The organism is Streptomyces sp. NPDC004732 (assembly GCF_040609235.1).
In the GTDB taxonomy this organism is placed as follows: domain Bacteria; phylum Actinomycetota; class Actinomycetes; order Streptomycetales; family Streptomycetaceae; genus Streptomyces.
This window is the reverse complement of the sequence record NZ_JBEXJR010000020.1, coordinates 15,411-39,856: the sequence shown is the minus strand read 5'-3', so window position 1 is coordinate 39,856 and position 24,446 is coordinate 15,411. Positions and strand designations below refer to the sequence as shown.

Here is a 24,446-nt window from a genome sequence, read left to right as displayed (position 1 = left end):
ACGTTCCGGAATTGGGGTCTGTCCGGCCGTCCCGGGCCCCGTCTCGCATGGCTCGGAGTGGGGTCTGTCGCGGGGCGGCCGAGTCCGGGATGCTCCAGGGTCATGAGTAGACCTGTGAGACGCGTCAACACCCGCATGCGCCACTGGATCTGGCCCGCCGTGCTCGCCGTCGCGGCGGCCGGGCTCTCCGCCGGGTCTCCGGCCGGGGCGGACTCCGACCGGTCGGGGCTTCCCGAAGCCATCGACGCCATTCTGGGCGACCCGCGCATGGAGGGCGGCGCGGCCAGTGTCGTGGTCGCCGACTCCGCGTCCGGTGACGTCCTGTACCAGCACCTTCCCAGCGGGCGCCTGATGCCCGCCTCCAACACCAAGCTGCTCACCTCGGCCGCGGCCATGGAACTCCTCGGCCCCGACCACCGGTTCACCACGGACGTCCGCACCACCGCCCAGCGGCACGGCTCCGTGCTCCGGGGCGACCTGTACCTGCGGGGCACCGGCGACCCGACCACGCTCGCCAAGGACTACGACCAACTCGCCGCGAAGATCGCCGACTCGGGGATCGAGCGGGTCTCGGGGCGGCTCGTCGCCGACGACACCCGCTTCGACAGCAAGCGCATCGGCGACACGTGGGGCGGCGATGACGAGTCCGCGTACTACGCGGCGCAGATCAGCGCGCTGAGCGTCGCGCCCGACACGGACTACGACACCGGGACAGTCATCGTCGAGGTCGAGCCGGGGGCGCGGGCCGGGGCCAAGCCGAGGGTGACCGTGACGCCGAAGACCGACTACGTAGACATCGATCTGCGCGCGACCACCGTCGCGGCGGGCGGCAGCGACACCATCGCCGTGGAACGTCAGCACGGCAAGAACGTCATCACCGTCAGCGGCACCGTCCCCGTCGGCGGGGACACCACCAAGGAGTGGGCCACCGTCTGGGAGCCCACCGGGTACGCGGCCGCCGTCTTCAGGGACGCCCTGGCCGCACACGGCGTGAAGGTGAGCGGGCCGACCAGGGCCGGACTCGCCACGCCGAAGAAGGCCCGGGAGCTCGCCACGAACGACTCCATGCCGCTGAAGGACCTACTGATCCCCTTCATGAAGCTGTCCAACAACATGCACGCGGAGAGCCTCACCAAGGCCATGGGCCACAAGGCGACAGGACGCGCCGGGAGTTGGGACGACGGCATCGCGGCCATCGGCGGCTATCTGAAGACCGCGGGCGTGGACCCCGGCAAGATCCGCCAGGTCGACGGCTCCGGGCTCTCGCGCAAGGACAACGTCGCGGCCGAGCAGTACATCAAGCTGCTGCGTTCGGCGAAGGGCGAGCCGTGGTTCGCCGACTGGTACACGGCCCTGCCGGTGGCCTGCGCCCCGGACAAGTTCGTCGGCGGCACGCTGCGCACGCGGATGTGCGGGACCCCCGCCGCCCTCAACGTCCACGCGAAGACCGGGACGTTGACGGGCGCGTCCGCGCTGTCCGGCTACGTCAAGGACAAGAACGGGCGGGAGCTGGTCTTCAGCATCATCCTGAACAACTACCTGCCCTCCTCGGTGAAGGCCCTGGAGGACGCCATCGTGGTGACCCTCGCCTCCTCGACGGAGGACAAGGCGGTCCTGGTCAAGCCGCTTTCGACACGTGCGGCGGAGCGGGACGGCGGCGAGCTGGAGTGCTCGTGGCGCAAGCCCGTGCGCTGCTGAGCAGCAGGGCGCAGCAGGCGGCGGCGACCGGCACCCCGTAGCCCGCGGCGGTGCCCAGGTGCTCCACCGCCCAGCCGCCGCCCGCCGCGCCGCAGGCGATGCCCCCGAGGAGGCCGGTCACGGCGAGGGTCATGCCCTCGTTCAACCGTCCCTCGGGGGTGCGGCGCTGGACGAGCGTCATCGCGGTGACCATCGTGGGCGCGGTCGCCATCCCCGCGAGAAGCAGCGCTCCGGAGAGGACGATCAGCGAGCCGGTGGTCACCACCGCGAGCAGGGGCAGCGTCATCGCCGCCGCCATCGCCGCGGCGCACAGCAGGTGGCGGCGGCCCAGCGGCCCGCGCGGCCGCGCCGCTCCGTAGACGAGCCCCGCCGCGCAGGAACCCGCGGCCTGGAGGGCGAGGACGACGCCCGCGGCCGCCTTGTGCCCTCGTTCGTCAGCGAAGGCGATCGTGACGACTTCGAGGGAGCCGAAGACGGCACCGGTGGCGAGGAAACCGATCAGCAGAGCGGGGATCCCGCGCGCGCGGAGCAGTGATTTCGTCCCGGCCGACGGGTCCGTGCGGTCCTGCGGCGGAGGCTCAGTCGCCCGCTGGGCGGCGAAGACGAGCACGCCGGTCAGCAGCAGGATCACGCCGATCAGGGTGCCCGCCTCGGGGAAGAGCGTGCCGCACAGGAGCGCGGCGAGGACGGGCCCGAGCATGAAGCAGAGCTCGTCCGCGGCCTGTTCGAAGGAGTTCGCGGTGTGCACGGCCTGCGCGTCTCCCTTGAGGAGGTGGGCCCAGCGGGCCCGGGACATGCCGCCGGTGTTGGGTGTCGTGGCGGTGGCCGCGTACGACATGAACAGCGTCCAGTCGGGCGCTCCGTAGCGCACACACAGCAGCAGGGAGAGCGAGCCGAGCGCGGCGATCACGGTGGCGGGGACGGCGACGAGGGCCTGGCCGTGGCGGTCGACGAGCCGCGCCGTCCAGGGCGCCACGACTGCGGTCGCCGCGAGGCCGGTCGCGGTGACGGCGCCTGCCAGCGCGTACGAACCGCGGGCTCCGGAGATCATGATGACGGCGCTCACGCTGAACATGCCCATGGGGAGCCGGGCGACGAGGTTGCCGAGGGTGAAGGCGGTGGCGCCGGGTATCGCGAAGAGACGGGCGTACGGGTTGTGGGGCATGCGGCCACCCTGACCGGGGGCGCCTGCTGGGGTCCAACACCTTCTGAGTGCCAATTCACGCACCTCCGTTGTAGATTCCTCCGTTGTCGGATCCTGCGTTGTAGGTTCCTGCGATGACCGCAGAACCAGTCGTACGCCGTGACGTGGACCCCAGGCTGCTGCGCGCCTTCGTCGCCGTGGCGGAGGAGCTGCACTTCACCCGCGCGGCCACCCGGCTGTACGTGGCGCAGCAGGCGCTGAGCCGCGATGTCCGGCGCCTCGAACGAGAGTTGGGGGCCGTGCTCTTCGCGCGCAGCACGCGGCAGGTCACGCTGACCGCCGACGGCGAGCGGCTGCTGCCGTACGCGCGGCGCGTGCTCGCGGCCCAGGACGACCTGGTCGCCGCCGCCACGGGCGCGGCGCGTCCGCTGCTCGTCGATGTGAACAGCCCGGGCCTGGCCTTCGGGCGCATCCTGGAGCGGGCCCGCGCGCTGGTCCCGGAGTGTGAGCTGATGGCCCGCTTCGAGAGCGGCCTCACCGGATCCGCCGCCGAGATCGTCGCCGGTCGGCTCGACGCGTCCTTCGGGCGGTACGCGGGACTCGACCCGGCGCTGCGGGCCGGGCTCGACCAGCAGCCCGTGCGGTACGAGCCGATGGCGGTGCTGCTTCCGACCGGCCATCCGCTGACGGAGCTCGACGCGGTGCCGCTCGACGCGCTCGCGGGGGAGACCGTGTACGCGGGGGCGGGCAACCCCAGGACGCCGGAGTGGACCGGCCTCGCGCGTCTGCTCTTCGAGGGGCGCGGCATCGGGATCGCGCCACCCGCGCCCCTCGCCGTCGGCCCCGAGGAGTTCGAACGCGTCATGGCGAAGAACCGGAATCCGGTCCTCGCCGTGGTGGACTTTCCGGCCATGCCGGGAGCCGTGCTGCGGCCGCTCGTCGATCCCGTCCCGCTGTCCCCCGTATCGCTGGTGTGGCGAAAGGGGTTGGTTCATCCGGGTGTTGACGCTTTGCGGACGGCCGCCGCGGGCCTTGCCGCGGAGGAAGGGTGGCTGGAGAAGCCCGCGAATGGATGGCTTCCCGCCACAGATGCACTCATCATGATGAGTCACAACTGACTGAGGACCACACCTGCCTCCGGTCCGCTACGTTCGTGGCTCGAGTGCAGTGTGATAAAGGGAGCGCGCGGACCGGGTGGGGGCCCGGTTCGGACGGCGGCATTTGGGGTCGTGCGCGCACCCGAGTCAGTGATGTGGGGGGTTGTGCGTACGCATGGAAACGTGGCGAGAAGACGCTCTACCAGGACATACTCATGATCCGAACGAAGTCACCGTGCAGATCGACGGCCTGGGGCACCAGCTTGCTGACCTGTCCGCGGAGCCCGGCCGTGAGGGCGTGGCCGAGGGTCCTGTCTTCGTCGACGCGACGGGCCGCCGCAGCCGCAGGTTCCGCCGCTTGGGAGTGGCTGTCGGCAGCGCCTGCGCGGTCTACGCGGCGCTCATAGCAGGCACGCTGCTCTCCGGCAGCTCCAGCGCGCCCTGGCTGCCCATGCCGGGCCCCAAGGCCGAGAAGCCCGCGAGCAAGGCGGACGCGCCCAGCCGACCCGCGGCTGCCGCCGATCCGTCCGCCTCGTCCGGCCGGTCGCCGTCGCCCGGCGCGACGGACGCCCTGGGAGCGACGCCCGGGCCCGGCGCCGACGACGGGCCCGGACCCGCCCGCAGCAGGGACGACGGCGACCGGCCGGGCACGGCCCCCGACTCCGCCCCCGGCGGCGGCGCCAGGCCCGACCCCGGCCCCGACCCCACGGACGGCGGCGACCCCGGCGCGGACCCGACCGGCGGCCCCGGAAACCCCGGCACCGCCCCCACCGCCTCGGTCGACCCGCCCACCGTCCTGCCCACACAGCCGTCGCAGTCCGGCGGAAGCGGTGGCGGCAATGGGGGCGGTGGCGGTGGCGGGGGCGGTGGCGGCAACGGCGGAGGCGGCGGGAGCGGCGTCGAAGTCCCCGTCGGATACACCTCACCCGCCGAGCAGCCCTCCGAGGACACGCAGCCGTCCTCCACGAACACCCAGCAGTCCTGACCGGACAACTCGGCGGTCCTGAAGGGGCACTCAGCGGTCTTGAACGGGCGCCCAGCAGTCGTGTCCGGACAACTCAGCAGTCCAAACCGGATACGAAGCCGTCTTGAACGGACAGCTCAGCAGCCCTAGCCGGATACAAAGCCGTCCTCACCGGACAACTCAGCAGCCCGGGCCGGACAACTCAGCAGTCCCAGCCGGGCAGCACAGCAGCCCTGGCCGGACAACTCCACAGCCCTCACCGGACACGAAGCCGTCCTAGCCGGACAACTCAGCCGTCCTAGCCGGACACGAAGCCGTCCCCGGAGGACGCACCGCGATGAACACCCGCACCACCAGGGGCCGGTCGGACCGCCCCGGGAACAGTCACGTCCAGAACCGCCGCGGAAGGCGCCGCGCCAAGCCACCCGCGAGCCCCCGGCCCCGGCCCAGCCCCCAGCCCAGCCCTCGGCCCCGGCGCCGCCGACTGCCCATGCGTCATCTGCTGCCCTCGCTGCTCCTCGTCGCGCTGCTCGCGATGCTGATGCTGCGCGGGTACGTGCACAGCGAGATCCTCGCCGACCACCGCGTCAGGCCGCCCGCGCCGACCGACCACGTGCCGCGGAAGATCCTTGAAGGCGGCCCGGTCATCGACACGCGGAACGGGCGCGAGACCACGCTGAGCGTGCCCGACCACCGGATCGTGCTGACCTTCGACGACGGCCCCGACCCGGAGTGGACCCCCAAGGTCCTCGACGTCCTGAAGGAACACCACGCCCACGGCGTCTTCTTCGTCACCGGCACCATGGCCTCGCGCCATCCCGACCTGGTCAGGCGCATGGTGGACGAGGGCCACGAGGTCGGCCTGCACACCTTCAACCACCCCGACCTCTCCTACCAGTCCGCGAGCCGCATCGATTGGGAGCTCTCGCAGAACCAGCTCGCCCTCGCCGGTGCGGCGGGCATCCGGACCTCGATCTTCCGCCCGCCGTACTCCTCCTTCGCCGACGCGATGGACGACAAGTCGTACCCCGTGACGAAGGCCATCGGCCGACGTGGCTACCTCACCGTGGTCAACGACACCGACAGCGAGGACTGGCAGCGCCCCGGCGTCGACGAGATCATCCGCAGGGCCACACCCCGGGGCGGCAAGGGCGCCGTCGTCCTCATGCACGACTCCGGCGGCGACCGCTCCCAGACCGTCGCCGCGCTCGGCCGCTTCCTGCCCGATCTGCGTAAGCGGGGCTATGAGTTCGGGACCCTCACCGAGGCGCTGGACGCACCCAGCGCGCACACCGAGGTCACCGGCGTCGAGCTGTGGAAGGGCAGGGCCTGGGTCTTCCTGGTCGGCGCCGCCGAGCACATCACCGACGGCCTCGTCGTCGCCCTCGCCGTCATCGGCGTCCTCGTCTTCATCCGCTTCGGCCTGATGCTGCTGCTCTCCGCGGTGCACGCGCGCCGGGTGCGGCGGCGGGACTTCCGCTGGGGCCTGCCGGTCACCGAGCCCGTCTCCGTCCTGGTCCCGGCCTACAACGAAGCCAAGTGCATCGAGGCGACGGTCCGTTCCCTGATGGCGAGCGACCACCCCATCGAGGTCGTCGTCATCGACGACGGCTCGTCGGACGGCACGGCCCGCATCGTGGAGGGCCTGCACCTGCCGAACGTACGCGTGGTGCGCCAGCAGAACGCGGGCAAGCCGGCCGCCCTCAACCGAGGCATGGCCAACGCCCGCTTCGACATCGTCGTGATGATGGACGGCGACACCGTCTTCGAGGCGTCCACCGTCCGAGAACTCGTGCAGCCCTTCGGCGACCACCGCGTGGGCGCCGTCGCGGGCAACGCGAAGGTCGGCAACAGGGATTCGCTGATCGGCGCCTGGCAGCACATCGAGTACGTGATGGGCTTCAACCTCGACCGCCGGATGTACGACGTGCTGCGCTGCATGCCGACCATCCCGGGCGCGGTCGGCGCGTTCCGGCGCTGCGCCCTGGACCGGGTCGGCGGCATGAGCGACGACACGCTCGCCGAGGACACCGACATCACGATGGCGCTGCACCGCGAGGGCTGGCGGGTCGTGTACGCGGAGCGGGCACGCGCTTGGACCGAGGCCCCGGAGTCGGTCCAGCAGCTCTGGTCGCAGCGCTACCGATGGTCGTACGGCACGATGCAGGCGATCTGGAAGCACCGCCGCGCGCTCGTGGAGAGCGGTGCGTCGGGCCGCTTCGGCCGGATCGGCCTCCCGCTGGTCTCACTCTTCATGGTGCTCGCCCCGCTCCTGGCCCCCCTCATCGATGTGTTCCTGCTCTACGGCCTGGTCTTCGGCCCCACCCAGCGGACCGTCGCCGCGTGGCTGGGCGTGCTCGCGGTGCAGGCGGTCTGCGCGGCGTACGCCTTCCATCTGGACCGCGAACGCATGACCCACCTGATCTCGCTGCCCCTCCAGCAGATCCTCTACCGGCAGCTGATGTACGTCGTGCTGCTGCAGTCCTGGATAACCGCCCTCACCGGAGGCCGCCTGCGCTGGCAGAAGCTGCGGCGCACGGGAGGGGTGGGGACGCCCGGCGCCCTTCCGCGACAGCGGGCGGGCAGCCATGACCGGAGGACGGTTGCATGAGTAACCACGTACCCGCAGCGACCACCGGGACCCCGGCTCCGACCCCGGCTCCGGCCGCCGCCTCGAAGAAGCCGGGCCGCGACCGCTATCTGGACCTCCTGCGCTCGCTCGCGCTCGTCCGCGTCGTCGTCTACCACCTGTTCGGCTGGGCGTGGCTGACGATCCTGTTCCCCTCCATGGGCGTGATGTTCGCGCTGGCGGGCTCCTTGATGGCGCGCTCGCTGAAGCGTCCCGCGTGGGGCGTGATCAAGGGCCGCATCCGTCGACTGCTCCCGCCCATGTGGGTGTTCGGCGCGGCGGCGCTCTTCCTGCTCCTCGCGGGCGGCTGGGACGTCTCCGAGGACCCCGACCACGGGGGCACGTGGGGCCTGGTGTCGACGCTCAACTACGTGTTCCCGGTGGGCGCCCCGCCGTTCCCGTGGAACCTGGGCGACAAGGCGGGCCTCCTGGAGGACACCTGGCCCGCGCAGGCGGTGGGCCCGCTCTGGTACATCCGCGCGTACCTGTGGTTCGTCGTGGCGTCCCCATTCCTCCTCCGGGCGTTCCGCAAGGCGCCGTGGGCGACGCTGTTCGCGCCGCTCGTGCTGACGGCGGTGGTCGGTACGGGCGTCGTGACGATCCCCGGCGAGACGGGCAACACGATCTCGGACTTCGCGGTGTACGGGAGTTGCTGGGTGCTCGGTTTCGCACACCAGGAAGGGCTGCTGGCGCAGGTGCCCCGCTACCTCGCGGTGTCGGTCTCGGCCCTCGTCATGGCGTTCGGCCTGTGGTGGGCGTCGGGTCATCCGGGCCCGGACGGCTGGGACCTGAACGACATCCCGCTGGCGCAGGCGGCGTGGTCGTTCGGCTTCGTGGTCATCCTGCTCCAGTACGCGCCGTCCTGGCAGGAGCTCCCGGGCAGACTGGCGAAGTGGGACAAGCTGGTCACGCTGTCCAACAACCGCGCGGTCACGATCTACCTCTGGCACAACTTCCTCATCATGGCGACGGTCCCGATCATCGACATGGCGTACGACCTGCCGCTGATGGAGGACGAACGCTGGAGTTCGGCGCTCGACACGACGTACATGGTGTGGATGACCGTCCTGGTCTGGCCGTTGATCGGCCTGATGGTGGTCGCGGTGGGCTGGGTGGAGGACCTGGCGGCGAGGCGGCGGCCGAGGCTGTGGCCGACCGGCACGATTCCTCCGCGGCGACCACCCGGACAATCCCCCCGCCAATCTCCTTGGCAATCTCCCCGCCAATCCCCACGGCGACCCTGACAGAAACGGCGTAACCCCCCAATGCGTTGCGTGAATGTTACGTGCAAGTGTGCGCCCGCAATGGTTTGAAATGCCGTTGTAAATCCAGGCGTTCGGCACGTCCGGGGCGGCGTTCGACCCGCCGTCCCGGACGTCAAGATTCACTCTCGCGAACGCCATGCGCACGCAAAGCCGCAGCCCGAGGCGGCACGGTGCCGACACGCGCCCCATGCGTTGCATGTGCCAACGCGATGGTGATCATGGGCCGTAATGATCTCGACGCTGCGTGTAGCCGACTCCTAAGCTGACGGCTCTTCCCGCTGCTCGCGCCGGACGACCGCATGCCGTGCGGCGGGCCCACCTCTGCCAGGAGCTCCCTTTGCTTTACAGGAAGACCGCGCTGCGCGTCGCCGCGCCCGCCGCCGTACTCGCCCTCGCGCTGACCGCCTGCGGCGGCGGTGACGACAAGAAGTCGGACGACAAGAAGGCGGACGCCCCCAGCTCCCAGAACAAGCCCGCGGAGCCGTCCACCCTGAAGGCCGGCGAGACCACCACGGGTGAGGTGAAGGAGGAGAAGGGCAACGTCACCTACGACGTCGCCGCCGAGAAGATCGACGTGGGCACGGCTGCCGAGACCAAGAAGCTGGTCTCGGACCCGAAGCAGGCGAAGGGCCTGGTCGTGGCGACCGCCCACATGAAGATCACGCACAAGGCCGGCGCCCCGCTCACGGACACGCCGAACGTGGCCGAGACGACGGAGATCTACGCGGACGGCACCCGCGGCGGCCTGCTCATCGGCGCCGCCGAGGACGCGCCGGGCTGCGAGGACGAGCTGGAGCTCGAGGGCTGGAAGAAGGGCGAGACCCACACCCTCTGCGAGACCTACCTGATCCCCGAGGGCTCGAAGGACCTCGAGGTCCGCTGGTCCGCCAAGGAGGACGGCAAGCAGATCGCCTGGAAGGTCGCCGGGAAGTAGCGGTGGCGTGTAGGTAACTGCCGTGTACGGCAGGGTTCGGTGGTCCGGGCATCGCGATCTGTGGCGATGCCCGGACGTGTGTGTTGCTGGGAGCGGTCGACCGTCATGACCTGGACTTCCCTGGTGCGGAACCCTGAGGGGATCACTTCGGTGTACGGCGGGGCCGTGCCGCCGTTGACCGGTGTGCGTATCCATTCCGTCGTACTGGACAGGGACGGTCCGCAGCTTCGGGTGCGGTTCGACCTTTGCGAGTATCCGGAGGCGGCCCCCAAGAAGTGGGCTGCTCAGCGGTTCAACACTGTCCAGGTCGAGTTGTCGTTCGGCGGGCTGGACGACGTGGAACTGCGAGGCTTTTCCGTCGACCCGGTTGGGGACATCCTTCTGACCGGCGGTGCGAGGCTGTCCCTCGAGGTCATGTCGGCGGACGTGCAGGTCCGCGCATCAGCGCAATCCGCGTACATCTCGGATCTCTCCGCGTACGCGGACGTGCCCCAAGGACTTGAGGACCGGCAAGGTGAACAGGCCGATCGAGGAGCTCAGTAGCCGACCGTGAAGCGGGCGCGGTGGTGGTTCGGGGATTCCGCTTCGTCCAGGAGCGCCACCGCCAGGTCCTCCATGGAGATGGACGAGGTGCCGTCCGCGGCCACCAGGAGTTCGTCCTTGCCGAGTCGGAACTCGCCCGTGCGCGCGCCGGGTTCGAAGTGGGCCGAGGGGCTGAGGTAGGTCCAGGCGACCCGGGTGTCCGCCGTGTGGAGCGCCGCGTACTGGGCGTTGGACGCCTCGGCGATGTGGCGCCAGGCTGCGGGGACGTAGCGCGGGTCGTCGATGGCGAGGCGGCCTTCCGTGCCGGGGACCGTCAGGCTGCCCGCGCCGCCGATGACGATGAGGCGTACGTCGTCCGTGCGGGCGAGGCCGGACAGGAGCGACCTGGTGATCGCGGGGTGTTCGCGCTCGCGGCCGGGGGCGGGTCTGGTGGCGTTGACGACGACGTCCTGTCCGGCACTCAACTCAGCGACCTGGTCCGGGTTTTCGGCGTCGCCCGTGCGGTGCGTGGCTTCCGGGTGCAGCTCGGTGAAGCGTGCGGGGTCGCGGACCACGGCGGTGACCTCGTGGCCGCGGGCGAGGGCCTCGGTGACGACGCGGCTTCCGGCGTTTCCGGCTGCTCCGAAGACGGTGATGCGCATGGGTGGGCTCCTTGAGTGAGTGAGGGGTTACCGGTGAGGGCGTGCTGAGTTACGCGCGGCGGGGCTGGCGGCGGCCCTGGCCGAGCACCACGCTGCCCAGGACGAGGACGAGTCCGACGACCTGCCACACGGTGAGTGTCTGTCCCAGGATCACCAGCCCGGCGAGCGTGGCGACGACCGGGTTGGCCAGGCCGAGGAAGGACACGGAGGAGGCGGGCAGGCGTTCGATGCCGCGGAACCAGAGGGCGTACGCGAGGGCCGTGCCGATGATGCCGAGGTAGGTGTATCCGGCGAGGTTGGCCCCGGTGAAGTGGTCCGGGAGGCCTTCGGCGGTGAGGGCGATGGGTGCGAGGACCAGTCCGCCCGCGGTCAGTTGCCACCCGGTGAGGGCGAGCAGCGAGACGCCTTCGGGGCGGCCCCACCGCTTGCTGAGGACGACGGCGAGGGCCATCAGCGTGGTGGCCGTCAGCATGGCCACGATGCCCGCGAGGTCGACCGTGGCGCTGCCGCGCAGGACGAGGAGGGCGACGCCGCCGACGCCGACCAGGCCCGCGATCAACGTACGGCGGGTGGGCCGCACCTTCAGGACGCCGATGCCGAAGCCCGCCACGAGCAGCGGCATGACCGCGCTGACCGTCGAGGCGACGCCGCCGGGCAGGTGGTAGGCGCCGAAGAAGAGGAGCGGGAAGAAGGCGCCGAAGTTGAGGAGGCCGAGCACGGCCGCCTTCCACCACCAGTCGCCGCTGGGCAGTCGCCGGGTCAGGGCGAGCAGGATGAGTCCTGCGGGCAGCGCGCGCAGGGCGGCGGCGAGCAACGGGCGGTCCGGGGGCAGGAGTTCGGTGGTCGTGACGTAGGTGGTGCCCCAGGTGGCGGGGCCGATGGCGGCGAGCGCGGCGAAGCCTGCGGCGGCTTTGGCGGGGGAGCGGGAGGGCGGGGCGGTCAGGTGCTGGTTCACACCTGAACCCTGCGCCGGGAGTGGTGTGCTGATCCTGGTGCTCTTGGTCCTGGTATTGGACATGACGTTCCCCTCGTCGTTCCCCTGAACGCTGTTATTCTCAACGTTGAGATAAATATGGACCCCAGGTCTACGAACGTCAAGTATCTCAACGTTGAGAGATTCGCGTTGACGGAGCCCGAGACGCCAGCCAGGAGCGGAGACACGATGCCCGAGGACGACGCCATCGACGAACTGCGGAGCCAGTGGCGCCGCGAGCGCCCCGACCTGGATCTCGCCCAGCTGGACGCGATGGCCCTGGTCGGCCGCATCAAGCGGGCGGACCACCTGCTGAGCAAGGGCATGAAGCGGGTCTTCGTCGAGTACGGCCTGGAGTTCGCGGAGTTCGACGTCCTCGCCACGCTGCGCCGCGTCGGCGCCCCGCACGAACTCACCGCGGGCGGCCTCCTCAAGACCGCGATGGTGACCTCGGGCGCCATCACCAACCGCCTCGACAAGCTGGAACGCAAGGGCCTGATCGAACGCAACCCGGACCCCAACGACCGCCGCGCCATCCGCGTCCGCCTCACCGAGTCCGGCCGCGACCTGGTCGACCGTGCGGTGGTGGACCACATCGCGAACGAGGAGAGCATGCTGTCCGCCCTGTCCCCGGAGGAGCGCGCCACGATCGACGGGGTGCTGCGACGGCTGCTGGTTTCGCTGGGGGACACGCATCTGGGCTGAGGGTGCGAGGGTGAGGGCGCGGGACTGAGGGTGCGGGGCCGCCTACGACGAACTGCTCGTGAGGTATCTGCGGTCCTCCGGGGGCGACTCGTACAACCTGCAGGCCACCGTCACCTGGAAGATCACCTGGACCAGCACCACGGGCGCGGGCGGTGACCTTCCCGACGGACGGTTCGGCGCGGACCAGCAGGTCGAGGTCGAAGAGGTGCAGTCCATCAACCGGTGACCGGCACCAGGCGTCGCCCCTGTTCGTCCCCCTCACCGCCCCCACCCCCACCCCCGTGAGAGCAACGTTCCGCCGTGGTCATCGCGCGGCACAAGGCTGAAATGCGATCTCCCTACCTTCGGGACCGTCGGCCGCTGCCCGCGGACTACCCCTGGAGGCGTGAGATGTGGATCGAGCGGTGGGAACCGGAGGACGAGAGGTTCTGGAAGGAGGAGGGCGGGGAGAAGGTCGCCCGGCGGAATCTGGCGTTCTCCGTGTTGTCCGAGCACGTCGGGTTCTCCGTGTGGAGCCTGTGGTCGGTGATGGTGCTGTTCATGGGGCCCGAGTACGGGATCGACGCGGCCGGGAAGTTCTTCCTCGTGTCGATGGCGACCCTGGTCGGGGCTGTCGTCCGGGTTCCCTACACGTTTGCCGTGGCGCGGTTCGGGGGGCGGAACTGGACCGTCATCGCCGCCGCGCTCCTGCTGCTGCCCACCGTCGCCGCCTTCGTCGTCATGGAGCCGGGGACTTCGTACGGCACGTTCATGCTGTGTGCCCTGCTCACCGGCATCGGTGGCGGCAACTTCGCCTCCAGCATGACCAACATCAACTCCTTCTTCCCGCTGCGGAAGAAGGGGTGGGCGCTCGGGCTCAATGCGGGGGGCGGCAACATCGGCGTGCCCGTCGTGCAGCTCGTGGGGCTTGCCGTCATCGGGGGCGGGGGTGGGCCGCGTGCCGTGCTGGGGGTGTACGTGCCGCTCATTGTCGTGTCCGCCGTCTGTGCGTTCCTCTTCATGGACAGCATTTCCTCCGTGCGCAATGACACGGGCGCGGTGAAGGCCGCGGCGCGGGACGCGCACACGTGGATCATGTCGCTCCTGTACGTGGGGACGTTCGGGTCGTTCATCGGGTACGGCTTCGCCTTCGGGCTCGTCCTGCAGACGCAGTTCGGGCGTACGCCGTTGGAGGCCGCGCAGCTGACCTTCGTCGGGCCGCTGCTCGGCTCGCTCGTCCGGCCCGTCGGCGGACGGCTCGCCGACCGGTTCGGCGGGGCCCCCATCACCCTGTGGAACTTCCTCGGGATGGGCGCCGCGACCGGCGTCGTCGTGATCGCGTCCCTGCGCGAGTCGCTGCCGCTGTTCGTCGGCGCCTTCGTCGCACTGTTCGTACTGACGGGGCTCGGCAACGGATCCACGTACAAGATGATCCCCGGGATCTTCCAGGCCAAGGCGGAGGCCGCGGGGCTCGTGGGGGAGGCGGCCGCGGCCCAGGGGCGGCGGCTCTCCGGGGCGGCCATGGGGCTGATCGGCGCCGTCGGCGGGCTCGGCGGGCTCGGCATCAACCTCGCGCTGCGGCAGTCCTTCCAGACGGTGGGCTCCGGTACCGGCGCGTACGTCGCCTTCCTCGCCTTCTACGGTGTGTGTGCGGGCGTCACCTGGGCCGTATACCTTCGGCGGCCGGTCGCCCGTACGGCCGCGACGACCGACACTGAGGAGAAGTCGCAGCTCAGCTACGCCGAGGTGTGACGTAACACGGCGGACATCGGAGCGAACCGGGCCCGTCACGCGCCGTTGACAGGCTCGGTCGTCCGCCGTCCACGCAATACAAGCGGGACCGATGGGACTGATGGGACCGGCGAGACTTTTGGCGCTGACGGGACTGACAGGACTGACGGGACTGACAGGACTTGAAACGAGAGTCGCTTATGCACGGCCCAGCCAGGAACGACCCGACCGCCCCCAGCCCCCTCGCCGGGTTCACCGTCGGCGTGACCGCCGCCCGGCGCGCCGACGAGCTCGGCGCGCTCCTTGAGCGGCGCGGCGCCACCGTGCTGCACGCGCCCGCCCTGCGCATCGTGCCGCTCGCCGACGACAGCGAACTGCTCGACGCGACCAAGCAGTTGATCGACCATGCGCCCGACGTCGTCGTCGCCACCACCGCCATCGGGTTCCGCGGCTGGATCGAGGCCGCCGACGGCTGGGGGTACGGGGATGCGCTGCTCCGCTGTCTGCGCGGGGTCGAACTGCTCGCCCGCGGGCCGAAGGTGAAGGGGGCCGTGCGTGCCGCCGGGCTCACCGAGGAGTGGTCCCCCTCGTCCGAATCCATGGCGGAGGTGCTGGACCGGCTGCTCGGCGAGGGGGTCGAAGGGCGGCGCGTCGCCCTGCAGCTGCACGGGGAGCCGCTGCCCGGTTTCGTCGAGGCGCTGCGGGCCGGTGGGGCCGAGGTCGTCATGGTGCCCGTCTACCGGTGGCTGCCCCCGGAGGACCTCACGCCCGTGGACCGGCTGCTCGACGCGGTCGTCGGGCGGGGCGTCGACGCGCTGACGTTCACCAGCGCGCCCGCCGCCGCGTCCCTGCTCGCCCGCGCCGCGGAGCGCGGCATGACGGACGAGCTCCTCGCCGTCCTGCGCCACGACGTGCTGACCGCCTGCGTGGGGCCCGTCACCGCGCTGCCCCTGCAGTCCCTTGGCATCGACACCGTGCAGCCGGAGCGGTTCAGGCTCGGGCCGCTCGTCCAGGTGCTGTGCCGGGAACTGCCGGGGCGGGCCAGGGCGTTGACCGTTGCTGGACACCGCGTGGAGATCCGCGGACACGCCGTCCTGGTCGACGACGAGCTGCGGGCCGTGCCGCCCGCGGGCATGTCGCTGCTCGGCGCGCTCGCCCGCCGCCCCGGCTGGGTGGTGGCCCGCGCCGAGCTGCTGCGCGCACTGCCGGGCGCGGGCAGCGACGAGCACGCGGTGGAGTCCGCGATGGCCCGCCTGCGCACCGCACTCGGCACGCCGAAGCTGATCCAGACGGTCGTGAAGCGCGGGTACCGGCTGGCGATCGACCCGTCTTCGGGGTCCAAGTACGCGGGGTGAGGCGCCTGCGGCCCCCGGCGACCGGGGGTGTGGGTTCTTGGGGGAACCTGGTGCGCCGGGTTCCGGACCCGGCCGGGGAAGGGCACTGTAGGGGTACGCAACGGCATTCACTCACCGGTAACCCCCAAGGCGGTGACACGCGCATGGCGTTGGGCACGGCCCCGGCTCCGTACGAGCTGCGATTCGACTCCGGGCGGAGCTGTCTGGACCTCGTGGCGACGAACCACCCCGTGGAACGGCTCGACTCCGTGGCGCGGCTGCGCGCCTGGCTCGTCGGCACGGGCCTCGTCCCCGCGGAAGCGTTACTGCACGGCGCGGGCCCGCAGTGGCTCGCCGCCTTCCATGAACTGCGCGCCCACGTAGGCCAGTTGGTGTGCGGTGAGATCGAGGGCCGTCCCCGCGCCGCCGCGGCCGCGCTCGACCGCGTCAACGCGCTGGCCGCCGCGGCACCCCCGGCCCCGTGTGCGGTTCGCGCCGCCGACGGCACGTTGATCCGCGTTCTGCGGGGCGAACCCGGCTGCGCGGCGCTCGTCGCCGCCGTCGCCAGGGACGCCGTCGACCTGCTCACCGACCCGGTCGCCCGCGCCCTGCTCCGGCAGTGCGAGGGCGACAACTGCCCGATCGTGTACCTCGACACGTCCCGCGGCCGCCGTCGCCGCTGGTGTTCGAGCGAGGTGTGCGGCAACCGCGAGCGGGTGGCCAGACACCGCCGGAGGGCGGCACTCGCCCGGCCCTGAGCCGGGCCCCGCTCCCGCTCCGCCCCACGCACGACTCCCTCCCTGCCCGCACGCCCCAACCGTACGAACGTACGCAGCCGTTGAACGCCCCGCTCCCCTCCTACGTACCTCCGTCGTGAGACCAGCCCGACCCGCCGAAAGTGCGGACACCGGAGGTACGCGTGCGCAAGGATTCCGCCGTGGCCGATGAGCGCCCGCAGCCGCACCGCCATCGCCTCGGCCGGCCCCCGGGCCCGGACGAGGAGTTGATGCGCGCCCTCTACCAGGAGCACGCGGGACCCCTTCTCGCCTATGTGCTCAGGCTGGTGGCGGGCGACCGGCAGCGCGCCGAGGACGTCGTGCAGGAGACGCTCATCCGTGCCTGGAAGAACGCCGGTCAGCTCAACAGGGCGACCGGTTCGGTACGCCCCTGGCTGGTGACGGTCGCCCGGCGCATCGTCATCGACGGTCACCGCAGCCGGCAGGCCCGGCCGCAGGAGGTCGATCCGTCGCCGCTGGAGGTCATCCCCGCGGAGGACGAGATCGATAGGGCGCTGTGGCTGATGACGCTTTCGGACGCACTGGAGGACCTGACTCCCGCACATCGGGAGGTACTTGTCGAGACCTACTTCAAAGGGCGTACGGTCAATGAGGCGGCCGAGACGCTGGGCATACCCAGTGGGACGGTCCGTTCACGGGTCTTCTACGCGCTTCGCTCGATGAAGCTGGCGCTTGAGGAGCGGGGGGTGACGGCATGACCGATTTCCACAGCCACCACGGCGCGCACCATGACGACGACCTCCACGAGACGGTCGGTGCCTACGCCTTGGGGGTGCTCGACGACGCGGAGGCCACGCGGTTCGAGGCACATCTCGCCGGATGCGGGCCGTGCAGGGAGCAGCTGGACGAGCTCTCCGGCATGGAACCGATGCTGGCCGCGCTCGCGGACTTCCCCGGCCCGCGCGGCGTACCGGCGATCGGCGAGCAGCTCGCCGCCCGGCCGAGCCCCCGCCTCGCCGAGCGCCTCGTCGCGGAGGTGTCCGTCAAGCGGGAGCGCGGGCGCAGGCGCGGCCTGTACCTGGTGGCGGCGGCGGTCGCGCTGATCGTCGGCGGTCCGCTCGCGGTCCTCGCGGCGACCGGTGACGGCGGCTCGCAGGACGTGGCGGCCGACCCGCACCCCACCAGCCCCGCCGAGGACGCCTTCTTCCACCACATGGCGCAGAAGGCGCGGGCCACGGACCCGATAACCAAGGTCAGCGCCACGGTCGGCACGGAGGAGAAGCCCTGGGGCACGCACACCGTCCTGGAGCTGAAGAACGTCAAGGGCCCGCTGAAGTGCTCGCTGATCGCGGTCGGCAAGGACGGCGAGAAGGAGACGGTCAGCAGCTGGTCGGTGCCCGCGTGGGGGTACGGAATCAAGGGCAGCCCGGACAAATGGGCACGCGGTCCGCTGTACGTCCACGGGGGCGCAGCCATGGACCGCAACGACATCGACCACTTCGAGGTGACCACGTTCGAGGGTGACCGGCTGGTCAAGGTGGACGTGTAGCGCACGACAAGTGCACAGGATGGGCCCCTTTCGCCTAAGGTGGACGGCTGCTCGGTTGGGGCAGCAGCACGGTGTGAAAGGGGCCTCGGTGGCCGACGTACGCGACCGCGAGATCAGCGTCGAACAGGAACATCTCGACCAGGTCTACCGACGTCTCGAGGAGAAGATCCACGAGGCGGAGTTCCTGATGAACGACGCGGCCAAGCGCTCCCAGGTCGGTACGCCGGGTGCGCTCGCCGAGCGTGACGCGCAGGTCTTCCGCGCCGGTGTCCATCTGAACCGGCTCAACAACGAGTTCGAGGACTTCCTCTTCGGACGTATCGACCTGCTCCAGGGCAAGGACGGCAAGAAGGGGCCCGACGGCGCGTACACCGCGATCGAGCCCGCGGAGGGCGCGGTCCGCGAGGACGAGAGCGGCAAGTACGCGGAGATCGCGGAGACGCTGCACATCGGCCGCATCGGCGTCCTCGACGCGGACTACTCGCCGCTGGTCATCGACTGGCGGGCACCCGCCGCCGCGCCGTTCTACCGCTCGACCCCGGTCGACCCCGGCCGGGTCGTGCGCCGCCGCGTCATCCGCTCCAAGGGCCGCAAGGTCCTCGGCGTCGAGGACGACCTGATGCGCCCGGAGCTCACCGCACGCCTCGCGGGCGAGGTGCTCCCGGTCATCGGCGACGGCGCCCTGATGGCGGCGCTCGGCCAGGCCCGCAGCCACTCGATGCGCGACATCGTGGCGTCCATCCAGGCCGAACAGGACATGGTGATCCGCGCGCCCGCCGCGTCGGTGACGTACGTGGAGGGCGGCCCCGGCACCGGCAAGACCGCGGTGGCCCTGCACCGGGCCGCGTACCTGCTCTACCAGGACCGCCGCCGGTACGCGGGCGGCATCCTCATCGTCTCCCCGACCCCGCTCCTGGTCGCCTACACGGAGGGCGTGCTGCCGTCCCTCGGCGAGGAGGGGCAGGTCGCGATCCGCGCGGTCGGCTCGCTGGTGGAGGGCGTGGAGGCGACCGAGTACGACAGCCCCGCGGTGGCGCGGGCCAAGGGCTCGTCGCGGATGCTGAACGTGCTGCGGAAGGCGGCGCGCGGGGCCCTGGAAGGGGTGGCGGCCCCGGTCCGGGCCCCGGCCCCCCAGGACGGCCAGCTGTCCTTCGGCGACGAGCCCACCGAGCCGCAGACCGCCGCGCCCGCCACCCCCACCCGCCTCCGCGTCGTCGCCTTCGGCCGCCGTCTCGAACTGGACGCCGACCACCTGAACCGCATCCGCCGCAACGCCCTGAGCGGCACCGCCCCCGTCAACCTGCTGCGCCCGCGCGCCCGCAAGCTCCTCCTGGACGCCCTGTGGTCGCAGTCCGGCGCGGCGGGACGCCACAGCGACCCCGAGCTCGCCGCCGAACTCCGCTCCTCCTTCGACGACGACATCACGTCCGAGGACGACTTCATCCACTTCCTCGACGCCTGGTGGCCGGAGCTCACCCCGCGCGGGGTGCTCACCGCGATGAGCGACGAGAAGCGCCTAGGCCGCTGGGCCCGCCGCATCCTCAACCCGGGCGAGGTCCGCAAGGTCGCCCGCTCGCTGCGCCGCGACGCCCTGTCCGTGCACGACGTGGCGCTCCTCGACGAGCTCCAGGCGATCCTCGGCACGCCGCACAGGCCGCGCAAGAAGAAGGAGCTCGACCCGCTCGACCTGCTCACCGGGCTCGAAGAGCTGATGCCGCAGCGCGAGGAGTCCCAGCGCGAGCGCGCCGAGCGCCTGGCGGCGGAGCGCACCGAGTACGCGCACGTCATCGTCGACGAGGCGCAGGACCTGACCCCCATGCAGTGGCGCATGGTCGGCCGCCGCGGCCGCCACGCCACCTGGACCGTCGTCGGCGACCCGGCGCAGTCCTCGTGGTCGGACCCGGACGAGGCGGGCGCGGCGCGCGACGAGGCCCTCGGCACCCGGCCGCGCCGCCGCTTCACCCTCACCGTCAACTACCGCAACCCCGCCGAGATCGCGGAGCTCGCCGCCAAGGTGCTCGCCCTGGCGATGCCGGGCGCCGAGTCCCCGTCGGCGGTCCGCTCGACCGGTGTGGAGCCCCGCTACGCCGTCGTACGGGACCGGGACCTCGCCGCGTCCGTGCGCGAGGAGGCGGCGCGGCTCCTGGAGCGGGTCGACGGGACGGTCGGTGTCGTGGTGGCCATGAACCGGCGCGAGCAGGCGGCGCGCTGGCTCGCGGGGCTCGGCGGCCGGGTCGTGGCGCTCGGCAGTCTGGAGGCCAAGGGCCTGGAGTACGACGCGACGCTCGTCGTCTCGCCCGCGGAGATCGCGGACGAGTCACCGGCGGGCCTGCGGGTGCTGTACGTGGCGCTGACCCGTGCGACGCAGCAGCTCACGGTCCTTTCGGGGGAGCGCGACGAGCCGGACGCGGAGGGCGTGCCGGACCTCCTGAGGGACTGACGGCGAGGCGTTCGGAGCACCGGCCGCGAGGCGTTCGGGGGGCCGATCGCAAAGAGAACGCACGGATGCCCGGGACGGGAATTGCCTTACGGGGTTCGTTTGTTACCTTGGACGTGGCACCGGCTCGATCCAAGCCCCCGGGCCCAACCATCGTCGCTACGAGCGACCACTTGCCGCGAGGCGAGCATGGCGGGTCGGTGTCATAAGCGTTCGAGAGGCCCACGTCACCAAGTGACGTGGGCCTCTTTCTGTTTTGGACAACTTCTCGTATGGTGGAAACAAGTTTCCAAAAACGCAGCGCACTGGCCGGTGAACAAAACGTTCTCAATCCGGGGCGGCTACCACGTACTCGGCGGTAGGTGCGACCATCGGACGGCAAGAGCTACAAGGTGAAAGCAGAGGAAGTCGGCCATGGCAACGGCGCCCAGCGTCTCCTACTCGATGACGGTCCGGCTGGAGGTGCCCGCGAGCGGAACGGCGGTCTCCCAGCTCACCACGGCCGTCGAGTCATCCGGGGGCTCGGTCACCGGCCTCGACGTCACGGCCTCCGGCCACGAGATGCTGCGGATCGACGTGACGATCGCGGCGTCCTCCACCACGCACGCCGACGAGATCGTCGAGCAGCTGCGCACCATCGAGGGCGTCACCCTCGGCAAGGTCTCCGACCGTACGTTCCTGATGCACCTCGGCGGCAAGATCGAGATGGCGTCCAAGCACCCCATCCGCAACCGTGACGACCTCTCCATGGTCTACACGCCGGGTGTCGCCCGCGTCTGCATGGCGATCGCCGAGAACCCCGAGGACGCGCGCCGTCTGACCATCAAGCGCAACTCCGTTGCGGTCGTAACGGACGGATCGGCCGTTCTGGGCCTCGGCAACATCGGCCCGAAGGCCGCGCTGCCCGTCATGGAGGGCAAGGCGGCCCTCTTCAAGCGCTTCGCCGGTATCGACGCCTGGCCGATCTGCCTGGACACCCAGGACACCGACGCCATCGTCGAGATCGTCAAGGCCATCGCCCCCGGCTTCGCGGGCATCAACCTGGAGGACATCTCGGCGCCCCGCTGCTTCGAGATCGAGGCCCGGCTGCGCGAGGCCCTCGACATCCCCGTCTTCCACGACGACCAGCACGGCACCGCCATCGTCGTCCTCGCCTCCCTCACCAACGCCCTGCGCGTGGTGGGCAAGGGCATCGGCGACGTGCGCGTGGTCATGTCGGGCGCGGGCGCGGCCGGTACGGCCATCCTCAAGCTCCTCCTGGCCGCGGGCGTCAAGAACGCCGTCGTGGCCGACATCCACGGCGTCGTGCACGCCGACCGCGAGGACCTGGTGGGCGCCGAGGCGGACTCGCCGCTGCGCTGGATCGCCGACAACACCAACCCCGAGGGCCTCACGGGCACCCTCAAGGAGGCCGTCGTCGGCGCCGACGTCTTCATCGGCGTGTCGGCTCCCAACGTGCTGAACGGCGACGATGTCGCCGCGATGGCCGATGACGCCATCGTGTTCGCGCTCGCGAACCCGGATCCCGAGGTCGACCCGGCGATCGCCCGCCAGACGGCGGCAGTCGTCGCCACCGGGCGCTCGGACTTCCCGAACCAGATCAACAACGTCCTGGTCTTCCCCGGCGTCTTCCGCGGCCTCCTGGACGCCCAGTCGCGCACGGTCAACACGGAGATGATGCTGGCCGCCGCGGGCGCCCTGGCGGACGTCGTCGCCGAGGACGAGCTGAACCGGAACTACATCATCCCCAGCGTCTTCAACGACAAGGTCGCACCCGCCGTGGCCGACGCCGTGCGCACCGCCGCGAAGGCCGCCGGCGGCGCTGTGACAGGCGCCACGGCCTAGGGACACGGCGCGTCGAAGGACCCGGGCCCCACGGGGCCCCTCTAGGGTGGCTTGGCAGACAGCCCCCCGGCCCCCGGCATTTCAGGGGCGGCGGACGCTTTTCGTGTGACCCCCAAGGGCGCCGGATTGGCTTTCCCGCCGCAGGTGGGGGCAGGATGCGTAATCGGGCGCGAGGGTCTGAGGTCAGACCCGGGTCCGGGGACTGTCCGAGGACCCTGGCAGCATCGTCTTCGCTGTGCCCATCATGCGGCTCTGCCGCGTGGCACGCCTCAACGGCAAAAGAACACGGGAGTACAAACATGAACCGCAGTGAGCTGGTGGCCGCGCTGGCCGACCGCGCCGAGGTGACCCGCAAGGACGCCGACGCCGTGCTGGCCGCGTTCGCCGAGACCGTCGGCGAGATCGTTGCCAAGGGCGACGAGAAGGTCACCATCCCCGGCTTCCTGACCTTCGAGCGCACCCACCGTGCCGCTCGCACCGCCCGCAACCCGCAGACCGGCGAGCCGATCAACATCCCGGCCGGTTACAGCGTCAAGGTTTCGGCTGGTTCCAAGCTGAAGGAAGCGGCGAAGGGCAAGTAGCCCCGAGCAGCGCCAAGGGGCGGCCACCCATTCGGGTGGCCGCCCCTTTCGCGTGCCGTGGTGCTTGTCGTGCTCGGCGTCAGGCCAGCGGGGCCTTGCCGGGCAGCTCGACCTTCGCGCCGAGCTCCACGAGCTTCTCCATGAAGTTCTCGTAGCCGCGGTTGATCAGGTCGATGCCGTGGACACGGGAGGTGCCCTGCGCCGCCAGGGCCGCGATGAGGTACGAGAAGCCGCCGCGCAGGTCGGGGATGACCAGATCGGCGCCCTGGAGCTTCGTGGGGCCGCTGACGACCGCCGAGTGGAGGAAGTTCCGCTGGCCGAAGCGGCAGTCGGAGCCGCCCAGGCACTCGCGGTAGAGCTGGATGTGCGCACCCATCTGGTTGAGCGCCGAGGTGAAGCCGAGCCGGGACTCGTAGACCGTCTCGTGGACGATGGACAGGCCCGCGGCCTGCGTCAGGGCCACGACGAGCGGCTGCTGCCAGTCGGTCTGGAAGCCGGGGTGCACGTCCGTCTCCAGGGCGATCGCGTTGAGCGAGCCGCCCGGGTGCCAGAAGCGGATGCCCTCGTCGTCGATCTCGAAGGCACCGCCCACCTTCCGGTAGGTGTTCAGGAACGTCATCATCGAGCGCTGCTGGGCGCCGCGGACGTAAATGTTGCCTTCGGTCGCCAGGGCCGCGGAAGCCCAGGAGGCGGCCTCCAGGCGGTCCGAGAGGGCGTGGTGGTTGTAGCCGCCGAGGCTGTCGACACCGGTGATCCGGATGGTCCGGTCCGTGTCCATGGCGATGATCGCGCCCATTTTCTGCAGGACGCAGATCAGGTCCTCGATCTCCGGCTCGACCGCGGCGTTCGAGAGCTCGGTCACGCCCTCCGCGAGCACGGCGGTGAGCAGGACCTGCTCGGTGGCGCCCACGGACGGGTACGGCAGACGGATCTTGGTGCCGCGCAGGCGCTGCGGGGCCTCCAGGTACTGACCGCCCTCGCGCTTCTCGATGGTGGCGCCGAACTGGCGGAGCACCTCGAAGTGGAAGTCGATCGGACGGCCGCCGATGTCGCAGCCGCCGAGGCCGGGGATGAAGGCGTGCCCGAGGCGGTGCAGCAGGGGGCCGCAGAAGAGGATCGGAATGCGCGACGAGCCCGCGTGGGCGTCGATGTCGGCGACGTTCGCGCTCTCCACGTGGGAGGGGTCCATGATGAGCTCGCCCGGCTCCTCGCCGGGGCGGACCGTGACGCCGTGCAGCTGCAGCAGGCCGCGCACGACGCGTACGTCACGGATGTCGGGGACATTGCGCAGCCGGCTCGGGGCGCTGCCGAGCAGCGCGGCCACCATGGCCTTTGGCACGAGGTTCTTCGCGCCGCGGACACGGATCTCGCCCTCGAGCGGGGTACCGCCATGGACAAGCAGGACATCATCGGTGACGGTCATGAATCTCGCGTTCCGATTGGCTGGACGGGGGGACCAAAGGGCCAAGCGTAATGGCCGCGTACCCCCCTTCCGTAAGGCTGCGGACGCACAAACCACGTCATGAGTTCGTGACAACACGAACCGTGCGGAACCGGACACACCGGGTCACCACCCGCGACGTGCGTCCCGGCCGCCTCTTCCGGGCCCTGAGCTGCATTCACTCCGGTATGCGCATTGCCTCCCCGCGCAGGGCAAAGA

The 24,446-nt window shown here is 71.0% G+C and carries 20 protein-coding genes and 1 pseudogene; 17 read left to right on the top strand and 4 right to left on the bottom strand.

Annotated elements, in window-relative coordinates; translation table 11 throughout:
• Nucleotides 1-102: 102 nt before the first annotated feature.
• Entirely contained in the window at nt 103-1,698 is a 1,596-nt protein-coding gene (dacB, locus tag ABZV77_RS38870) for a D-alanyl-D-alanine carboxypeptidase/D-alanyl-D-alanine-endopeptidase (RefSeq protein WP_356267451.1), read from the top strand.
• Here the strand turns inward: dacB and ABZV77_RS38865 are convergent.
• Nucleotides 1,619-2,863 carry an MFS transporter gene (locus tag ABZV77_RS38865; RefSeq protein ID WP_356267449.1) on the bottom strand — a complete coding sequence of 415 codons (1,245 nt, stop codon included), beginning with the start codon at nt 2,861-2,863 and terminating at the stop codon, nt 1,619-1,621. The two genes, dacB and ABZV77_RS38865, sit on opposite strands and share 80 nt — an antisense overlap.
• A gap of 113 nt (nt 2,864-2,976) precedes the next feature.
• On the opposite strand from ABZV77_RS38865, the gene ABZV77_RS38860 reads away from it, so the two are divergent.
• The 6 genes from ABZV77_RS38860 (at nt 2,977) to ABZV77_RS38835 (ending at nt 10,274) form a co-directional block, all read left to right on the top strand.
• Entirely contained in the window at nt 2,977-3,960 is a 984-nt protein-coding gene (locus ABZV77_RS38860) for a LysR family transcriptional regulator (RefSeq protein WP_356267447.1), read from the top strand.
• A 214-nt stretch (nt 3,961-4,174) separates the two neighbouring features.
• Nucleotides 4,175-4,924 carry a hypothetical protein gene (locus tag ABZV77_RS38855; protein WP_356267445.1) on the top strand — a complete coding sequence of 250 codons (750 nt, stop codon included), beginning with the start codon at nt 4,175-4,177 and terminating at the stop codon, nt 4,922-4,924.
• A gap of 469 nt (nt 4,925-5,393) precedes the next feature.
• Nucleotides 5,394-7,514, top strand: a complete 2,121-nt coding sequence (locus tag ABZV77_RS38850) for a glycosyltransferase (protein WP_356267444.1) — start codon at nt 5,394-5,396, stop codon at nt 7,512-7,514.
• Nucleotides 7,511-8,776, top strand: coding sequence for an acyltransferase (locus ABZV77_RS38845; protein WP_356267442.1), 1,266 nt, complete (start codon nt 7,511-7,513; stop codon nt 8,774-8,776). The genes ABZV77_RS38850 and ABZV77_RS38845 overlap by 4 nt, the downstream gene beginning before the upstream one ends.
• 358 nt (nt 8,777-9,134) lie before the next feature.
• Entirely contained in the window at nt 9,135-9,731 is a 597-nt protein-coding gene (locus tag ABZV77_RS38840; protein WP_356267440.1) for a hypothetical protein, read from the top strand.
• A gap of 105 nt (nt 9,732-9,836) precedes the next feature.
• Nucleotides 9,837-10,274 carry an Imm50 family immunity protein gene (locus tag ABZV77_RS38835; protein WP_356267439.1) on the top strand — a complete coding sequence of 146 codons (438 nt, stop codon included), beginning with the start codon at nt 9,837-9,839 and terminating at the stop codon, nt 10,272-10,274.
• Here the strand turns inward: ABZV77_RS38835 and ABZV77_RS38830 are convergent.
• The gene (locus ABZV77_RS38830; RefSeq protein ID WP_356267437.1) at nt 10,268-10,915 is read right to left on the bottom strand and encodes an NAD(P)H-binding protein; all 648 of its coding nucleotides are present in this window, start codon (nt 10,913-10,915) and stop codon (nt 10,268-10,270) included. The two genes, ABZV77_RS38835 and ABZV77_RS38830, sit on opposite strands and share 7 nt — an antisense overlap.
• A gap of 49 nt (nt 10,916-10,964) precedes the next feature.
• A complete protein-coding gene (locus tag ABZV77_RS38825; RefSeq protein WP_356267435.1) occupies nt 10,965-11,933 on the bottom strand; it encodes an EamA family transporter in 969 nt (322 codons plus the stop codon).
• Between the two features lie 144 nt (nt 11,934-12,077).
• Between ABZV77_RS38825 and ABZV77_RS38820 the strand changes: the two genes are divergently transcribed.
• The 10 genes and pseudogenes from ABZV77_RS38820 to ABZV77_RS38775 all read left to right on the top strand — a co-directional run bounded on the left by ABZV77_RS38820 (nt 12,078) and on the right by ABZV77_RS38775 (nt 22,786).
• Complete coding sequence (locus ABZV77_RS38820) at nt 12,078-12,593, top strand: MarR family transcriptional regulator (RefSeq protein ID WP_356267433.1); 516 nt, start codon at nt 12,078-12,080, stop codon at nt 12,591-12,593.
• 58 nt (nt 12,594-12,651) lie between these two features.
• Nucleotides 12,652-12,819, top strand: a pseudogene (locus ABZV77_RS38815) (hypothetical protein); the annotation flags it as partial.
• Between the two features lie 164 nt (nt 12,820-12,983).
• Nucleotides 12,984-14,324: a nitrate/nitrite transporter gene (locus ABZV77_RS38810; RefSeq protein ID WP_356267572.1), complete on the top strand. Its 1,341-nt coding sequence runs from the start codon at nt 12,984-12,986 to the stop codon at nt 14,322-14,324.
• Nucleotides 14,325-14,503: 179 nt separating this feature from the next.
• Nucleotides 14,504-15,658, top strand: coding sequence for a uroporphyrinogen-III synthase (locus ABZV77_RS38805; protein WP_356267431.1), 1,155 nt, complete (start codon nt 14,504-14,506; stop codon nt 15,656-15,658).
• A gap of 143 nt (nt 15,659-15,801) precedes the next feature.
• The gene (locus tag ABZV77_RS38800) at nt 15,802-16,395 is read left to right on the top strand and encodes a CGNR zinc finger domain-containing protein (RefSeq protein ID WP_356267429.1); all 594 of its coding nucleotides are present in this window, start codon (nt 15,802-15,804) and stop codon (nt 16,393-16,395) included.
• Nucleotides 16,396-16,556: 161 nt separating this feature from the next.
• Complete coding sequence (locus ABZV77_RS38795) at nt 16,557-17,132, top strand: sigma-70 family RNA polymerase sigma factor (RefSeq protein WP_150218265.1); 576 nt, start codon at nt 16,557-16,559, stop codon at nt 17,130-17,132.
• Nucleotides 17,129-17,923, top strand: a complete 795-nt coding sequence (locus tag ABZV77_RS38790) for a zf-HC2 domain-containing protein (protein ID WP_356267427.1) — start codon at nt 17,129-17,131, stop codon at nt 17,921-17,923. The genes ABZV77_RS38795 and ABZV77_RS38790 overlap by 4 nt, the downstream gene beginning before the upstream one ends.
• Before the next feature lie 88 nt (nt 17,924-18,011).
• Entirely contained in the window at nt 18,012-20,363 is a 2,352-nt protein-coding gene (locus tag ABZV77_RS38785) for a UvrD-helicase domain-containing protein (RefSeq protein ID WP_356267425.1), read from the top strand.
• A 411-nt stretch (nt 20,364-20,774) separates the two neighbouring features.
• Nucleotides 20,775-22,205 carry an NAD-dependent malic enzyme gene (locus tag ABZV77_RS38780; RefSeq protein ID WP_356267423.1) on the top strand — a complete coding sequence of 477 codons (1,431 nt, stop codon included), beginning with the start codon at nt 20,775-20,777 and terminating at the stop codon, nt 22,203-22,205.
• Between the two features lie 299 nt (nt 22,206-22,504).
• Nucleotides 22,505-22,786, top strand: coding sequence for an HU family DNA-binding protein (locus ABZV77_RS38775; RefSeq protein ID WP_016645140.1), 282 nt, complete (start codon nt 22,505-22,507; stop codon nt 22,784-22,786).
• 79 nt (nt 22,787-22,865) lie between these two features.
• On the opposite strand, the gene murA is transcribed toward ABZV77_RS38775, so the two are convergent.
• Complete coding sequence (murA, locus tag ABZV77_RS38770; protein WP_055566701.1) at nt 22,866-24,209, bottom strand: UDP-N-acetylglucosamine 1-carboxyvinyltransferase; 1,344 nt, start codon at nt 24,207-24,209, stop codon at nt 22,866-22,868.
• Nucleotides 24,210-24,446 lie beyond the last annotated feature (237 nt).

Bases quoted from the DNA above. Each gene is read 5' to 3' on its own strand.
- dacB (WP_356267451.1), top strand. From the start codon at position 103: ATGAGTAGACCTGTGAGACGCGTCAACACCCGCATGCGCCACTGGATC.
- ABZV77_RS38865 (WP_356267449.1), bottom strand. From the start codon at position 2,863: ATGCCCCACAACCCGTACGCCCGTCTCTTCGCGATACCCGGCGCCACC.
- ABZV77_RS38860 (WP_356267447.1), top strand. From the start codon at position 2,977: ATGACCGCAGAACCAGTCGTACGCCGTGACGTGGACCCCAGGCTGCTG.
- ABZV77_RS38850 (WP_356267444.1), top strand. From the start codon at position 5,394: ATGCGTCATCTGCTGCCCTCGCTGCTCCTCGTCGCGCTGCTCGCGATG.
- ABZV77_RS38845 (WP_356267442.1), top strand. From the start codon at position 7,511: ATGAGTAACCACGTACCCGCAGCGACCACCGGGACCCCGGCTCCGACC.
- ABZV77_RS38835 (WP_356267439.1), top strand. From the start codon at position 9,837: ATGACCTGGACTTCCCTGGTGCGGAACCCTGAGGGGATCACTTCGGTG.
- ABZV77_RS38830 (WP_356267437.1), bottom strand. From the start codon at position 10,915: ATGCGCATCACCGTCTTCGGAGCAGCCGGAAACGCCGGAAGCCGCGTC.
- ABZV77_RS38825 (WP_356267435.1), bottom strand. From the start codon at position 11,933: ATGTCCAATACCAGGACCAAGAGCACCAGGATCAGCACACCACTCCCG.
- ABZV77_RS38820 (WP_356267433.1), top strand. From the start codon at position 12,078: ATGCCCGAGGACGACGCCATCGACGAACTGCGGAGCCAGTGGCGCCGC.
- ABZV77_RS38810 (WP_356267572.1), top strand. From the start codon at position 12,984: ATGTGGATCGAGCGGTGGGAACCGGAGGACGAGAGGTTCTGGAAGGAG.
- ABZV77_RS38805 (WP_356267431.1), top strand. From the start codon at position 14,504: ATGCACGGCCCAGCCAGGAACGACCCGACCGCCCCCAGCCCCCTCGCC.
- ABZV77_RS38800 (WP_356267429.1), top strand. From the start codon at position 15,802: ATGGCGTTGGGCACGGCCCCGGCTCCGTACGAGCTGCGATTCGACTCC.
- ABZV77_RS38790 (WP_356267427.1), top strand. From the start codon at position 17,129: ATGACCGATTTCCACAGCCACCACGGCGCGCACCATGACGACGACCTC.
- ABZV77_RS38780 (WP_356267423.1), top strand. From the start codon at position 20,775: ATGGCAACGGCGCCCAGCGTCTCCTACTCGATGACGGTCCGGCTGGAG.
- ABZV77_RS38775 (WP_016645140.1), top strand. From the start codon at position 22,505: ATGAACCGCAGTGAGCTGGTGGCCGCGCTGGCCGACCGCGCCGAGGTG.
- murA (WP_055566701.1), bottom strand. From the start codon at position 24,209: ATGACCGTCACCGATGATGTCCTGCTTGTCCATGGCGGTACCCCGCTC.